We start from the raw sequence: 13,673 nt of genomic DNA, 5'->3' as shown, positions 1-13,673 counted from the left end.
GGTTCGACCTGAGTCGAACTCAGTTCAGCGCAGGTGTTTCACCATTGATCGGGATGCGCTTGGCCTTGGCTTCTTCCGGCACGATGCGCAGCAGATCGATGCTGAGCAGGCCGTTGGCCAGGCCGGCCGACTGGACCTCGATGTGATCGGCCAGGCGGAAGGACAGCTTGAATGCACGCTGTGCGATCCCCTGGTGCAGATAGGTGACTTCGCTTGCGCCGTTGTCACGCTTGCCGCCGGTCACGGTCAGCACGCCCTTTTCTACCTGCAGATCCAGATCGCTTTCCTGGAAGCCGGCTGCGGCCACCACGATGCGATACTGGTCGTCGCCATGCTTTTCCACGTTGTAGGGAGGGTAGCTGCTACCCGCCTCGTTACGTGCCGCGGACTCGAACAGGTCGTTGAAGCGATCGAAGCCCACGGAATGGCGGAACAGTGGAGCAAGGGAAAATGCGGTAGTCATGGTGTAATCTCCTGAGATTCAGCGAGTTGTTGATCACGCGACCCGACTTCGGCATCGCGTACAACAGAGATAGGGACCGTCAACCACATTTCAAGGACCGTCGAAAAAAAATTTTCGTATCCTGCGATCAAGCCACATGTTGCTCGACGAGCTGGCCTGGCGGAACCGCGGGGAGCCCCAGCAACCGGCTGATCTTCTCGCAATCATCCTCACGTCGCAGCTCGGTGAACAGGACCACGGCCTGCGGATAACCGCGCGTGAGCATGGCCACCCATTGCTTCAGCCGTCCCGGCGCGTAGCGCGCCGACAGCTTGGCCTGGGCCTGTCGCCAGAAAGCATTGATCAACGGCAGCAGCGCGTCCCAGTCCATGGGCTGGTAGTCGCGCCCATCGCGGGCGGCGGCGATCTGCAGGGCCAGGTCCGGCCGTGAGACCAGCCCGCGTCCGAGCATGATGTGCTCGGCTCCGCTGACTTCGCGACAACGCCGCCAGTCGTCGACGGTCCAGATCTCGCCATTGGCGAACACCGGCACGCTGACCTGATCCTGCACGCGAGCCACCCACTCCCAGTGCGCCGGCGGCTTGTAGCCCTCGACCTTGGTCCGCGCATGCACCACCAGATGCGCCGCCCCGCCCTCGGCCAGCGCCGTGGCGCATTCCAGTGCGCCGTCCGGGCTGTCGAAGCCCAGGCGCATCTTGGCGGTCACCGGCACATGACAAGGCACGGCACGGCGCACCTCGGCGACGATGGCATGCAGCAGCTCCGGCTCCTTCAACAGCACGGCCCCGCCTCGCGACTTGTTCACGGTCTTGGCCGGGCAACCGAAGTTCAGGTCGATCACCGGCGCGCCCAATTCGCATGCCAGTACCGCATTGTCAGCAAGGCAAGCCGGATCCGAGCCCAGCAACTGCACCCGCATCGGCACACCTGCCGCGGTCCGGGCCCCCTTTCGCAGCTCCGGCGCCAGCTTGTCGAATTGCGCAGGCGGCAACAGACGATCGCAGACCCGAATGAACTCGGTCACGCACCAATCGATGCCACCGGTTCGGGTCAGGACATCGCGCAGAATGTTGTCGACCAGCCCCTCCATGGGGGCCAGGGCTATTTGCATGGCAGCGTCTCGGATGAAAAGGCGCGAGTCTAGGGGTGGGCGCTGCAAGCTGCAAGCCAATCGTGTCGCCAGTGCCGCGACGGCGACCTTGACCTCGACGGCGCATGCGGGACCAGCACGATCAGCTTGCCGCTGCCCCCATCCCGTAGCGCTCGACGAATTCGGCAGGCATGCGCTTGGGCTTGCCGCTGGACAGCTCGATGCAGGCGAAGGTGGTCTGGGCGCGCAATAAGGTGACGCCATCGCTTGGGCGCTTGAGCTGGAAACGTCGCGTCATGCGCAAGCGCTGGTCGGAATCGATGATCCAGGTGGCCAGTTGCAGTTCATCACCCTCGTAGGCGGCAGCCAGGTAGTCGATTTCATGGCGAACCACCGCCATGGCCCGGTCCAGCCGACGGTATTCGGCAAGATCCAGCCCCAGCCGCTGGGAATGCCGCCAGGCGCAGCGTTCGAGCCAGGTGACATAGGCGGCATTGTTGGCATGACCCAGACCGTCGATGTCGTCGGCGGCGACACGCAGGTCGATGATGAATGGCGTTTGCAGATCCCAGCTCATGCCTTCTCCTGATCGCGATGAATCCGAAGAGTGTACCGGATGGGCTGGCTGCAAGCTGCTCGAGATGGCTCTGCATGCGCCGCTGGCCTCGAGGCTGTCGCCGCAGACATCGGCGGCACGGTCAGCGTGTGGCTTGGGGCTGGGGCCCTGAAAAACAAAAGGCCCATTCAATATGCGAATGAGCCTTCAAAGTCCCGCAAAACGCGGGTAAAAAATTGGCGTCCCCTAGGGGACTCGAACCCCTGTTACCGCCGTGAAAGGGCGGTGTCCTAGGCCACTAGACGAAGGGGACATACAACCTTCGTGCAGATCCGTTTTCACGAATCCTGGCGGAATTGGTGGAGCTAAGCGGGATCGAACCGCTGACCTCCTGCATGCCATGCAGGCGCTCTCCCAGCTGAGCTATAGCCCCGGATTTCTAGCCTCTCGGCCCAGCGTCATCAACGATGCCGCTTGTGCGAAACTGGCGTCCCCTAGGGGACTCGAACCCCTGTTACCGCCGTGAAAGGGCGGTGTCCTAGGCCACTAGACGAAGGGGACGAACCTTCTTACCTTCAAGACCCGGTTGCTGGACCCGGTCTTGCTTCCTGGCCAACTCGTTGACCCTGAAGCGGAATTTGGTGGAGCTAAGCGGGATCGAACCGCTGACCTCCTGCATGCCATGCAGGCGCTCTCCCAGCTGAGCTATAGCCCCACGATGTCGCTCTGAACTTGAATCACCTTGCTGGGTGCTTGGCGTTTCGTTTTCGTTCATCGCTGTGGACGGGGCGCATATTAAGATCGGATTACCGGGCTGTCAAACATATTTTTCAAAAAAGTCGAAAAATTTTTTCGGGATTACAATCACTTACTGGAACGGTGCGGGGGACTGCAAGCTTCGAGCTTCAAGCGGATCGTGCAGTCGGCACGATCCGCTTGAAGCTCGAAGCTTGCGGCTGGCTCAGGCAATACCGCCCAACAGCTTCTCCCATTCCTTGTTTTCTTTCTTCGACACGCCGCCGAGCAGCTCCAGCGCCTGACGCAGACGATACCGAGTCAGGTCCGGCCCGAGGATTTCCATGGCATCGAGCACCGACACCGAACTGGCCTGTCCGGTGATGGCGGCGAACATCAGCGGCATGGCGTCACGCAGCTTCAGGCCAAGTGCATCGACCACGGCCTGGATGGTCGCGGTGATCCGCTCCTTCTCCCACTGGCGCAGGCTTTCCAGTTTCCAGAGAATCAGCTGCATCAGCTGGCGCACCTGGTCGGGCGCGAGCTTCTTGTGCTCGAACAAAGCAGGATCGAGCTTGAGCGCGCCCTCGAAGAAGAATCCGCCCAGCGGCGCGATCTGGCTGAAGGTCTCGACACGGCTTTGCACGTGCGGGGCGATCCTCATCAGGTAATCGCTGTTGAACGCCCACTGGCGCGCCCGCGCGGCAAACTCTTCCACCGACAGGTCACGCAGCCACTGGCCGTTGAGCCAGGACAGCTTCTCGATGTCGAAGATCGGCCCGCCAAGCGAAACCCGCGACAGGTCGAAGTGCTCGACCATCTCGTCGAGGGAGAACTTCTCGCGCTCGTCCGGCATCGACCAGCCCATGCGCCCCAGATAGTTCAGCATGGCTTCGGGCAGGAAGCCCATGCGCTCGTAGAACGTCACCGAGGTGGGGTTCTTGCGCTTGGACAGCTTGCTCTTGTCCGGGTTGCGCAGCAGCGGCATGTAGCACAGCTTGGGCTGCTCCCAGCCGAAGTACTCGTACAGCTTGATCAGCTTGGGCGCCGAGGGCAGCCATTCCTCGCCACGCAGCACATGGGTGATGCCCATCAGGTGATCGTCGACCACGTTGGCCAGGAAGTAGGTCGGCAGACCGTCGGTCTTCATCAGCACCTGCATGTCCATGCGGTCCCAAGGGATCTCCACATTGCCACGCAGCATGTCGGGAACCACGCACACGCCTTCGCTCGGCACTTTCATGCGGATCACGTGAGGCTCGCCAGCGGCCAGGCGACGCTGGACCTCCTCCGGGTCCAGCAGCAGGGCGCGACCGTCGTAGCGCGGCGTCTCGCCACGCGCCATCTGCTCGGCGCGCATCTGATCCAGCTCCTCGGCGGTGCAGAAGCAGTAGAAGGCATGGCCAGCTTCCACCAACTCGCGAGCGTACCTGGCATAGATCTCGCCCCGCTCGCTCTGCCGATACGGACCGTGCGGGCCACCGACGTCGGGCCCTTCGTTCCACTCGATGCCGAGCCAGCGCAGCGCATCGAAGATCTGCTGTTCCGATTCACGGGTCGAGCGCAGCTGGTCGGTGTCTTCGATACGCAGGATGAACTCGCCACCGTGCTGCTTGGCGAAGCAGTAGTTGAACAGAGCGATGTAGGCGGTGCCGACATGGGGATCGCCGGTGGGCGACGGCGCGATACGCGTGCGAACGGTGGTCATGGGACTCTCGGAATAGGATGAAACAAAGATCGGATGTTAGCAGGGAGCGGGCGCCAGGCTCCAGCCATCGTCGTCCGCGGACCGCAACGGCCGATGGCCAGGCATCGCGGCTTGCTCCAGGATGGCTGGCGGCAGACGGCTCACGCCTGACCGACCCGCGCCAGGGTGCGCTCGGGAGCGAGCCACCCCACCCTGCCCAAGCTCAAGCGGTGAGCAGCCGTTCGCGCAACTGGCCGATCTCGTCGCGCAGTTGCGCAGCCGCCTCGAATTCCAGGTCGCGGGCGAACTGGAACATCTTGTCCTCGAGCTGCTTGATTCGCTTGGTGATCTCCGCCGGCGAGCGCGCCTCGGCCTCGTAGCGCGCCGTCTCTTCGGCCGCCTTGGCAGCGCCCTTGCGCTTCTTGCTACGCGCGCCAGGCACACTGGCCCCTTCGAGGATATCGGTGATGTCCTTCTTGACGCCCTTGGGCACGATGCCGTGGGCCTCGTTGAAGGCGATCTGCTTTTCTCGGCGACGCTCGGTCTCGTCGATGGCCCGCTGCATCGAGCCGGTGATCACGTCGGCGTACAGGATCGCCCGGCCGTTGAGGTTGCGTGCGGCGCGGCCGATGGTCTGGATCAGCGAACGCTCGGAACGCAGGAAGCCTTCCTTGTCGGCATCGAGCACGGCCACCAGCGAGACTTCCGGCATGTCCAGGCCCTCGCGCAGCAGGTTGATGCCCACCAGCACATCGAAGGTCCCCAGGCGCAGGTCGCGGATGATCTCGACCCGCTCCACGGTATCGATATCCGAGTGCAGGTAGCGCACTCGCACATCGTGGTCGGCCAGGTAGTCGGTAAGGTCCTCGGCCATGCGCTTGGTCAGGGTGGTGACCAGTACACGCTCCTCGAGGGCCACGCGCTTGCGCACCTCCGAAAGCAGGTCGTCGACCTGGGTCAGGGCCGGACGCACCTCGATCTGTGGATCGACCAGGCCGGTCGGCCGCACCACCTGCTCGATCACTCGCCCGGCGTGCTCCTGCTCGTATGGGCCAGGGGTGGCCGAGACGAAGATGGTCTGCGGGCTCACCGCTTCCCACTCGTCGAAGCGCATGGGCCGGTTGTCCAGCGCCGAGGGCAGGCGGAAACCGTACTCCACCAGCGTTTCCTTGCGCGAGCGGTCGCCCTTGTACATCGCGCCTACCTGGGGAACGCTGACGTGGGACTCGTCGATCACCAGCAGCGCATCGGCCGGCAGGTAGTCGTACAGGGTCGGCGGCGGCGCGCCGGCGGGACGCCCCGAAAGGTACCGCGAGTAGTTCTCGATGCCGTTGCAGTAGCCTAGCTCGAGCATCATTTCCAGATCGAAGCGGGTGCGCTGCTCCAGGCGCTGGGCCTCCACCAGTTTGTTGCCCTTGTGCAGGTACTCCAGGCGGTCCCTGAGCTCTTCCTTGATGCCTTCCACCGCGCCGAGCAAGGTCTCGCGCGGCGTCACGTAGTGGGTCTTGGGATAGAAGGTGAAGCGCGGCAGCTTGCGGATCACCTCGCCGGTCAGCGGATCGAAGGCGGCGATGCTCTCGACCTCGTCGTCGAACAGCTCGATGCGAATCGCCTCGAGGTCCGATTCGGCCGGGAAAATGTCCACCACGTCGCCACGCACACGGAAGGTCGCCCGGGCGAAGTCCATTTCGTTGCGGGTGTACTGCAGTTCGGCCAGGCGACGCAGCAGGGCCCGCTGGTCGAGCTTGTCGCCCCGGTCGATGTGCAGGACCATCTTCAGGTAGGTCTCGGGGCTGCCCAGGCCGTAGATGCACGAGACGGTGGTGACGATGATCGCGTCGCGCCGCTCCAGCAGGGCCTTGGTGGCCGACAGGCGCATCTGCTCGATGTGGTCGTTGATCGAGGCGTCCTTCTCGATGAAGGTGTCGGAGGACGGCACGTAGGCTTCAGGCTGGTAGTAGTCGTAATAGGAAACGAAGTACTCCACGGCGTTGTTCGGAAAGAACGCCTTGAACTCGCCGTACAGCTGCGCCGCCAAGGTCTTGTTCGGCGCCAGCACCAGGGTCGGACGCTGCACCTGGGCGATCACGTTGGCGATGCTGAAGGTCTTGCCAGAACCGGTCACGCCCAGCAGGGTCTGGTGCGCCAGGCCGGCCTCGATGCCTTCGACCATCTGGCGAATGGCTTCGGGCTGGTCGCCTGCCGGCTCGAATCGGGTGACGAGCTGAAACTCGGACATGAGGTACCTCTGTCGTCGTGCATGACTGTAAATTTAACCAGTATTTTACACCAGTTTCGCCCCGCGAAGGAGCTGGCCTCGCGGCCAGCGGTCGCCCCGCTTTCTCGTGGGACCCGCGAACTTGCCCAAGGGTTGAAAAATAATCGCGCAAAAGCATGGAAAAGCTGCGCCAGACTGTCGCAGCGACGCGCCGGTATCACTATACTGACTCCCCGTTTGCGCACCGCTTCAGTGCACTCGGCTGGAGCGTGGCATCCCTATCACTCTCCATCAGAGCCAAGGTAACAATGAGCCTGTTTTCCGCTGTCGAGCTGGCACCCCGCGACCCCATCCTGGGCCTCAACGAAGCGTTCAACGCCGATCCTCGTACCGACAAGGTCAACCTGGGCGTCGGTGTCTACTGCAACGAGCAAGGCCGCATTCCGCTGCTGCGCGCGGTGATCGAAGCCGAGACCCAGCGCGCCGCCCAGCACGCCTCGCGCGGTTACCTGCCGATCGACGGCATCGCCAGCTATGACCAGGCCGTGCAGAAACTGCTGTTCGGCGCCGAGTCGCCCCTGCTGGCCGAAGGTCGCGTGGTGACCGTGCAGGCGGTCGGCGGCACCGGTGCGCTGAAGATCGGCGCGGACTTCCTCAAGCGCCTGGCCCCGGGCGCCACCGTCGCGATCAGCGACCCAAGCTGGGAAAACCACCGCGCGCTGTTCGAGACCGCTGGCTTCCCGGTGCGCAACTATCGCTACTATGATGCGCCGAGCCATGACGTCAATCGCGCCGGCATGCTCGAAGACCTGAACGGCCTGCCGTCCGGCTCGATCATCGTGCTGCATGCCTGCTGCCACAACCCCACCGGCGTGGACCTGAGCCTGGACGACTGGAAGAACGTGCTCCAAGTGATCAAGGCCAAGGGCCATGTACCATTCCTCGACATGGCCTACCAAGGCTTTGGCGAGGGCATCGCCGAAGACGCCTTCGCGGTACGCCTGTTCGCCGAGTCGGGCCTGAACTTCTTCGTCTCCAGCTCCTTCTCTAAGTCGTTCTCGCTGTACGGCGAGCGGGTCGGCGCACTGTCGATCGTCACCGACTCGCGCGAAGAGGCCACTCGCGTCCTGTCGCAGGTCAAGCGAGTGATCCGCACCACCTACTCCAACCCGCCGACCCATGGCGCCAGCATCGTCGCCGCGGTGCTCAACAGCCCCGAACTGCGCCAGATGTGGGAAAGCGAGCTGGCCGAGATGCGTGGCCGCATCCACGGCATGCGTGGGCAGATGGTCGAACTGCTGGCCCAGTACGGCGCCAGCCGTGACTTCACCTTCGTCGGTCGGCAGCGCGGGATGTTCTCCTACTCGGGCCTTTCCGCCGCCCAGGTCGGCCGCCTGAAGGATGAGTTCGGCATCTATGCCCTCGATACCGGACGCATTTGCGTCGCGGCGCTGAACCAGAGCAACATCCACGTGGTGACCAAGGCCATCGTCGAGGTACTGTGATCTTGCGGCGCCCAGGGGGAGCTTGACTTCCCCTTGGCAATCAGTAAGATACGTGCAGATTCCGCGATAGCTCAGTCGGTAGAGCAAATGACTGTTAATCATTGGGTCCCTGGTTCGAGTCCAGGTCGCGGAGCCAAATAGCGAAACCTCCAGATGCGCAAGCACTGGAGGTTTTTCGTTTTCCACGTCGCGCCTCGCCGGGCGGCCGCTGCCTGACCCCCTCGAGCCGTTTCAGGTGGCCTTGCCGATCGGAAAGAAGCAGCCGTGGCTCCAGACACCCAGCCATGTTTGGCCATCGAGTTCATGCTCGACCGCCAGCTCGACCAGCTCATAGAACACGTTGCGGTGAACCAGCGCCTCGAGGTTGTCGCGCATCAGAAGGTAGGGCGAGGGTTCCTGGCTCTGCGGATCGACCTCGACACGCAGGGGATGCCCTGGCCCCGCCTCGGCCTGGTCCTCGACGTTGCTGGTGAAGCGCAGCACCTGTCGCTCACCCTCGCCCTGAACCTCGAGCGCCACGGCCACGAACGGCGCATCATCGACCCGGATACCGACTTTCTCGACCGGGGTGACCAGCACGTAGGCATCCCCGTCCCGACGCAGGATCGTGGAGAACAGGCGCACCATCGGCTTTCGCCCGATCGGCGTCCCCTGGTAGTACCAGGTACCGTCACGGGCGATACGCATGTCGATGTCGCCACAGAACGGCGGGTTCCACAGATGAACCGGCGGCAAGCCCTTACCCACCGGGGGAACCTGCGCCAGCAGATCGCCAGCCTTGCCGTCTTCGCTCATCAGGCAACCTCCTCTATCGGCTCATGCCCAGTAGGCTACGGGCGTAGTCACGCATCGGCGGGCCCAGCAGGTCTTCGGGCCTTTTGTCATACAGGGTGAACAAGCCACCGCGCGTCTTGATGCGCACGCTATCGATCAGGTAGCGGGTGCTGGTTTCGACCAACATCATCTGAACCACACCGGTGTCGACGCCAAGGCGATCGACGGCCTGCTCGTCATACCATTCGTCACCGTTGCCGATACGGTCATCGGTATGGGCAAAACGCGTGTACAGGACATAATGAGCGCCGACCGAGCGCGCCTCGGCGAGCGCTTCCTCCAACCCCAGCGGACCCTGCGCCCGACGCACCAGCGGGAAATATTCGACGAAGCTGTCGAAAGCCGCCTCGGCCACGGCATTTGGCCTGGGCAGCGGGCCACGACCAGGCGGCACGAACGCGCCCTGGCCGATGAAGATGAACGAATCAGGCTGCAGGCGTACCGACAGGGTACGCCGGGTATCGCTGTGATCGAGCAGGCCGGCGTCGCTCATGTGATAGCGAACGCCCTCCCCCATGTCACTGACCTTCATGCAACCGGCCAGCATTGCCAGCGCCAGCGTCAAGACCAGGCTACGCATCATTCCTCCAGAAGCCGGCGACGGAAACCCGGCAGATAGCGGCCCGATGCAGCTTTCGCGCCATGACCGACCAACCTTGCGCCGAGCTACCAATGCCGAACGGCCTCAGGCGCTTGGCTCAGGATCGCGCTTGCGCTTGTTGCCCATGCGCACACCGATCTCCATCAGGAACTGGAAGAAACCTTCCTGGTCTTCCAGGACGTTGCTCCAGAACGGCGAATGGTAAAGTGCGACCGCACCATGCACCAGGGCCCAGGCCGCGCAATAATGGAAATACGGCGGCACGTCTTCGAGCTTGCCTTCATCGATGCGCCCCTTGATGAGGGAGGTCAGCCGATCGAAGTTCGACGCCCGGATGCGATGCAGCTCGTCCACCATTTCCGGTACCTGGCTGCTCTTGACCACCTTTTCTTCGAGCCGGTCGAACAGGCGATAGCGCTGGGGATCGCGCATGCGGAACTCGAAGTAGGCGCGCGACAAGGCCTCCTTGTCACGATCGATATCGTCCGAGTGCAGCAGCGCATTGAGGTCCTGCTCGTAGTCGAGCATCAGCCGCAGGTAGATCTCGGCCTTGGACTTGAAATGCTTGTAGATCGTGCCTTTGCCGATGCCCACGGTATCGGCGATCATCTCGACCGTGACGCTGTCTTCACCCTGATCGAGAAACAACTTCAGCGCCGTATCGAGGATTTCCTGCTCGCGGCGGCGAAACTCACGGATTTTTCGGGGTTCGGTCTGCATAGGAATGTCTGGATGACGATCGAAGCGGTTTATTATGCCTAACTTGCGGCAAATTGCACGGATCAGCGGGGTATGTGTGTAACGGGGAGCTGCAAGGCTCGAGCTCCCAGCTCGTCCGCATCGACTGCGCAGTCGGCTTGCAGCCTTTTCTTCATTCCAAATCTGTTTAAAAAATGAGCAGGTGACACTGGCGTCCGGGGAATTCTGACCAATACTTGAACTGTTGGTCAGGCGCTTCCCCCCAGCGTCCTGCCGATGAAGGCAATCACGGAACGAAAGCCTTTGCTTTACTCCTAATGGTCTTGACCCGAATTCTCCCCCCAGGATTCGGGTTTTTTTTGTTTCAGCATGACTCCATCCCGGTACTCGCTGGACTCGCCGCACCGGAGGTCACGAGCGAAGCGCCGGTGGAGTGCCGCCGCGGTGGTGATGAGCAGCCGCAAGCCGAGGCATTGGCCCTGTGCTCGCGCCCGCTGATAAGCGCCCGGTTCGACCAGGAGCTTCAGGCCAGGGTGCCCTTTACCTACGCGCCTACCAGGGCGTCGCCGTGGTGGATTCCCGGACGAAGTCCATCGGTGCTTTGCCAAGCCGCCGTTTGAACATGATGGAAAACGCGCCGGGGCTGCCGTAGCCGAGATCCAGCGCCACCTGCGTGACGGGCCGCCCGGCCGACAGACGCGGCAGTGCCGCCAGTAGACAGGCTTGCTGGCGCCAGGCACCGAAACTCATGCCTGTCTGTTGCTGAAAGAATCGGGTGAAGGTGCGCAGGCTTCTGTTCAGCCGCTGCGCCCACGCCTGGGGCGTCACCTGGATGCTGGGCGATCTCAGGAACGCCTTGCACAGCCGCGCAAGCTGTCGGTCTTGGGGGATCGGCGCAAACAGGGGCATTGTCTTCGCCAAGCGTATTTCGTGAAAAAGTAGTTGTACCAAGGCGCTGTCGCGTCCGTTTTCATCGTAGAGCGCGGGAATGTCCGCCGAGGCAAGCAGCAGTTGATGCAGTAGCGGAGTGACAACCAGCGCCTGACAGTGTTCGGCCGGACGCGGCGCGGCCGTAGGCTCGATGTAGAGGCTACGCGTGCTCACGCCTTGCATGCGTACGCGGTGGCGTTTTCCTGCCGGAATCCATACGCCGCTATAGGGCGGAATAGCCCATGCGCCGTCGTCCGTTTCGACCTCCATCACGCCGCTCATGCCGTAGAGCAGTTGGGCGCGTCGATGCGTATGGGCTTCGAGCAGAGTGTCGGACGGATAGTCGGTTCCGATGGCGAGGACTGGGCGTGACACACCATCCACGGAATCGAGCGGTACGTTGCGCATGACGTTGGTCTTGGCCGAAATAAAAGGATTATTGACCATTTATCGAAAGTCGGCCAATCCATGCCGCCCTATCGTGATGTCCTTGTCCAATCACGGTGCAGCTTGCTTATGTATTTCCTACTCCTGATGTTTGGTGCGTTGGCCGGTGTGACCACCGTGCTGTTTGGCTTCGGCGGCGGGTTCGTGGTCGTGCCTGTGCTGTATTCGGTTCTGCTAGCCACCTACGGCATCGACAGCGCCGTTGGTCATGTCGCTATGCACGTAGCAGTGGCCACTTCCACTTGCGTGATGACTTTCGGCGCAGGGCTGGCGACGTTCCGTCACCACAAGGCCGGCACCGTGCCATGGAATCAGGTACGTCCATTGCTGGGCTACATTGCAGCCGGAGCCGTACCGGGCGCGGCTGCCGCGCTGGCTCTAAGCGGGTCTTGGGTACGCTGGGCATTCATCGCCTATCTGGGACTGACGATTCTCGACAGCATCCTGCGCCCTGGCTTCACCGAGGAAAGCCCATTGCCGATACGCCCACTGGGCAGGTGGATGAGCGCTGTCTGCGGCATGGCGATCGGCGCGATCGCAACCTTTCTCGGTGTCGGTGGTAGCGTGATGACAGTGCCGCTGATGCGGCGCCGCGGGGCGAGCATGACCGCTGCGACGGCGGCGGCCAATCCGTTATCGCTACCGATGGCCGTGGTCGGCTCGGCAACCTATGTGGCGCTGGCCTGGAACGACACGCCGTTAGGTGCGTGGCATGCCGGCTACATCGATCTACGTGCCTGCACGGTATTGGCGGTTGGTTCATGGCTGGGTATCCGGGTCGCATCGAGGTGGATCGGCAGGATTCCCCATGGCATCCACGCCAAGGCGTATATCGCGCTGTTGTGTATCGTGCTGCTGGCAATGTTGGCGGTTTAGCCTTCAACGCTTCACGGCTGTGCATGCAAAGAACGTCACGTTCCGCCGTAAGGCGGCGCTTGCGGGGCTACGTCCGGCTTGTTGAAGAAAATTGTGCGAAAGCGTACCGCCCTCGACGTTGACGGTTAGTTGCCTGGGTGTCACCAAGAATGGCTCACCGAGACGCCGTCCGGCTTCAAGGGCTGGATACAAACGCTTTTGCCTGCCAATCAGGCTACTCGGGCCAAAGGGAACAGCCGCTTGAAGTTCGTGGTGGTTTGCTCGGCCAGCGCCTCGTAGCTTTCACTGCGCAGCGAGGCCACGAATTCGGCGACTTCACGCACATACTGTGGCAGGTTGGGCTTGCCCCGGTGAGGGATCGGCGCCAGGTAGGGCGAGTCGGTCTCCACCAGCAGCCGGTCGGCCGGCACCCGGCGCGCCACGTCGCGCAGGGCCTCGGCGTTGCGGAAAGTGACGATGCCGGACAGCGAAATGTAATAGCCCAGGTCCAGCGCAGCCTTGGCCATCTCCCAATCCTCGGTGAAACAGTGCAGGACGCCAGCCTGTGGCAGGTTCGCTTCGCGTAGCAGCGCCAGGGTGTCGGCCCTCGCCGCGCGGGTATGGACGATGACTGGCTTGCCGGTCTGGCGCGACGCCTCCAGGTGCAGGCGCAAGGAGGCCTGCTGCAGCTCGGCGGCTTCTGGTTCGTAGTGATAGTCCAGCCCGGTCTCGCCGATCGCCACCACATGCGGGTGGGCCAGCTCCTGCAGCAGCCATTCCAGCGCGGGCGTCTGGCCAGGCGCCAGGTCGAGCGGGTGGATGCCCACCGAACAGTCGACATCGGCGTAGCGTTCGCTCAGGGCCTTGACCGCTCCGGCATTCTCGGCGCTTACACCGATGCACAGAAAGTGCCCGACTCCACGTTCGCGGGCTGCCTGCAGGGCAGTATCCAGCGAACCTTGGTGGGCGGTGAGATCGAGACGATCGAGGTGGCAATGGGAATCTACGAGCATTTGTCCGGACACGTGTGGAAAGTGGAACGAAACGGCCGGG

The 13,673-nt window shown here is 62.8% G+C and carries 12 protein-coding genes and 5 tRNA genes; 3 read left to right on the top strand and 14 right to left on the bottom strand.

The window, feature by feature from the left end:
- Window positions 1-19: 19 nt before the first annotated feature.
- From ACY8GK_RS01180 to uvrB, 9 genes are all read right to left on the bottom strand, one after another.
- On the bottom strand, window positions 20-463 hold the full coding sequence (locus ACY8GK_RS01180; RefSeq protein ID WP_196176762.1) for an Hsp20 family protein: 444 nt from the start codon (window positions 461-463) through the stop codon (window positions 20-22).
- A gap of 127 nt (window positions 464-590) precedes the next feature.
- Entirely contained in the window at window positions 591-1,574 is a 984-nt protein-coding gene (locus tag ACY8GK_RS01175; protein WP_462402060.1) for a tRNA dihydrouridine synthase, read from the bottom strand.
- A gap of 121 nt (window positions 1,575-1,695) precedes the next feature.
- Entirely contained in the window at window positions 1,696-2,130 is a 435-nt protein-coding gene (locus ACY8GK_RS01170; protein WP_462402059.1) for an acyl-CoA thioesterase, read from the bottom strand.
- Window positions 2,131-2,346: 216 nt separating this feature from the next.
- A tRNA-Glu gene (locus ACY8GK_RS01165) sits at window positions 2,347-2,422 on the bottom strand.
- 44 nt (window positions 2,423-2,466) lie between these two features.
- A tRNA-Ala gene (locus tag ACY8GK_RS01160) sits at window positions 2,467-2,542 on the bottom strand.
- A gap of 52 nt (window positions 2,543-2,594) precedes the next feature.
- Window positions 2,595-2,670: transfer RNA gene (locus tag ACY8GK_RS01155), tRNA-Glu, on the bottom strand.
- 78 nt (window positions 2,671-2,748) lie between these two features.
- Window positions 2,749-2,824 (bottom strand) — tRNA-Ala (locus ACY8GK_RS01150).
- A 246-nt stretch (window positions 2,825-3,070) separates the two neighbouring features.
- On the bottom strand, window positions 3,071-4,552 hold the full coding sequence (gene gltX / locus ACY8GK_RS01145) for a glutamate--tRNA ligase (RefSeq protein ID WP_462402058.1): 1,482 nt from the start codon (window positions 4,550-4,552) through the stop codon (window positions 3,071-3,073).
- Window positions 4,553-4,754: 202 nt separating this feature from the next.
- Entirely contained in the window at window positions 4,755-6,770 is a 2,016-nt protein-coding gene (gene uvrB, locus ACY8GK_RS01140; RefSeq protein WP_462402057.1) for an excinuclease ABC subunit UvrB, read from the bottom strand.
- Between the two features lie 287 nt (window positions 6,771-7,057).
- Here uvrB and ACY8GK_RS01135 point away from each other — a divergent pair, with 287 nt between their 5' ends.
- Together ACY8GK_RS01135 and ACY8GK_RS01130 are read left to right on the top strand one after the other, a co-directional pair.
- The gene (locus ACY8GK_RS01135) at window positions 7,058-8,254 is read left to right on the top strand and encodes an amino acid aminotransferase (RefSeq protein ID WP_196180399.1); all 1,197 of its coding nucleotides are present in this window, start codon (window positions 7,058-7,060) and stop codon (window positions 8,252-8,254) included.
- A gap of 60 nt (window positions 8,255-8,314) precedes the next feature.
- Window positions 8,315-8,390: transfer RNA gene (locus tag ACY8GK_RS01130), tRNA-Asn, on the top strand.
- 95 nt (window positions 8,391-8,485) lie between these two features.
- Here ACY8GK_RS01130 and ACY8GK_RS01125 read toward each other — a convergent pair.
- The 4 genes from ACY8GK_RS01125 to ACY8GK_RS01110 all read right to left on the bottom strand — a co-directional run bounded on the left by ACY8GK_RS01125 (window position 8,486) and on the right by ACY8GK_RS01110 (window position 11,726).
- Window positions 8,486-9,049, bottom strand: a complete 564-nt coding sequence (locus ACY8GK_RS01125; RefSeq protein WP_462402056.1) for a DUF1285 domain-containing protein — start codon at window positions 9,047-9,049, stop codon at window positions 8,486-8,488.
- Window positions 9,050-9,062: 13 nt separating this feature from the next.
- Window positions 9,063-9,668 carry a DUF4823 domain-containing protein gene (locus ACY8GK_RS01120; RefSeq protein WP_196180395.1) on the bottom strand — a complete coding sequence of 202 codons (606 nt, stop codon included), beginning with the start codon at window positions 9,666-9,668 and terminating at the stop codon, window positions 9,063-9,065.
- A 105-nt stretch (window positions 9,669-9,773) separates the two neighbouring features.
- The gene (locus ACY8GK_RS01115) at window positions 9,774-10,409 is read right to left on the bottom strand and encodes a TetR/AcrR family transcriptional regulator (protein WP_196180393.1); all 636 of its coding nucleotides are present in this window, start codon (window positions 10,407-10,409) and stop codon (window positions 9,774-9,776) included.
- 531 nt (window positions 10,410-10,940) lie between these two features.
- The gene (locus ACY8GK_RS01110) at window positions 10,941-11,726 is read right to left on the bottom strand and encodes an AraC family transcriptional regulator (protein WP_462402966.1); all 786 of its coding nucleotides are present in this window, start codon (window positions 11,724-11,726) and stop codon (window positions 10,941-10,943) included.
- Between the two features lie 108 nt (window positions 11,727-11,834).
- Here ACY8GK_RS01110 and ACY8GK_RS01105 point away from each other — a divergent pair, with 108 nt between their 5' ends.
- Window positions 11,835-12,641, top strand: a complete 807-nt coding sequence (locus ACY8GK_RS01105) for a sulfite exporter TauE/SafE family protein (protein WP_196180391.1) — start codon at window positions 11,835-11,837, stop codon at window positions 12,639-12,641.
- 209 nt (window positions 12,642-12,850) lie between these two features.
- Here ACY8GK_RS01105 and ACY8GK_RS01100 read toward each other — a convergent pair whose 3' ends face one another.
- Window positions 12,851-13,633 (bottom strand): TatD family hydrolase, encoded by a 783-nt coding sequence (locus ACY8GK_RS01100; protein ID WP_462402055.1) that lies wholly within the window; start codon window positions 13,631-13,633, stop codon window positions 12,851-12,853.
- Window positions 13,634-13,673: the final 40 nt, after the last annotated feature.

This window comes from Pseudomonas sp. Marseille-QA0332 (assembly GCF_054950175.1).
The sequence above is the reverse complement of the archived record's forward strand: the minus strand, read 5'-3'. Positions and strand labels throughout refer to the sequence as shown.

Excerpts from the sequence above, each read along its gene's own strand:
- ACY8GK_RS01180 (WP_196176762.1), bottom strand. The coding sequence starts at position 463 with ATGACTACCGCATTTTCCCTTGCTCCACTGTTCCGCCATTCCGTGGGC.
- ACY8GK_RS01175 (WP_462402060.1), bottom strand. The coding sequence starts at position 1,574 with ATGCAAATAGCCCTGGCCCCCATGGAGGGGCTGGTCGACAACATTCTG.
- ACY8GK_RS01170 (WP_462402059.1), bottom strand. The coding sequence starts at position 2,130 with ATGAGCTGGGATCTGCAAACGCCATTCATCATCGACCTGCGTGTCGCC.
- gltX (WP_462402058.1), bottom strand. The coding sequence starts at position 4,552 with ATGACCACCGTTCGCACGCGTATCGCGCCGTCGCCCACCGGCGATCCC.
- uvrB (WP_462402057.1), bottom strand. The coding sequence starts at position 6,770 with ATGTCCGAGTTTCAGCTCGTCACCCGATTCGAGCCGGCAGGCGACCAG.
- ACY8GK_RS01135 (WP_196180399.1), top strand. The coding sequence starts at position 7,058 with ATGAGCCTGTTTTCCGCTGTCGAGCTGGCACCCCGCGACCCCATCCTG.
- ACY8GK_RS01125 (WP_462402056.1), bottom strand. The coding sequence starts at position 9,049 with ATGAGCGAAGACGGCAAGGCTGGCGATCTGCTGGCGCAGGTTCCCCCG.
- ACY8GK_RS01120 (WP_196180395.1), bottom strand. The coding sequence starts at position 9,668 with ATGCGTAGCCTGGTCTTGACGCTGGCGCTGGCAATGCTGGCCGGTTGC.
- ACY8GK_RS01115 (WP_196180393.1), bottom strand. The coding sequence starts at position 10,409 with ATGCAGACCGAACCCCGAAAAATCCGTGAGTTTCGCCGCCGCGAGCAG.
- ACY8GK_RS01110 (WP_462402966.1), bottom strand. The coding sequence starts at position 11,726 with ATGCGCAACGTACCGCTCGATTCCGTGGATGGTGTGTCACGCCCAGTC.
- ACY8GK_RS01105 (WP_196180391.1), top strand. The coding sequence starts at position 11,835 with ATGTATTTCCTACTCCTGATGTTTGGTGCGTTGGCCGGTGTGACCACC.
- ACY8GK_RS01100 (WP_462402055.1), bottom strand. The coding sequence starts at position 13,633 with ATGCTCGTAGATTCCCATTGCCACCTCGATCGTCTCGATCTCACCGCC.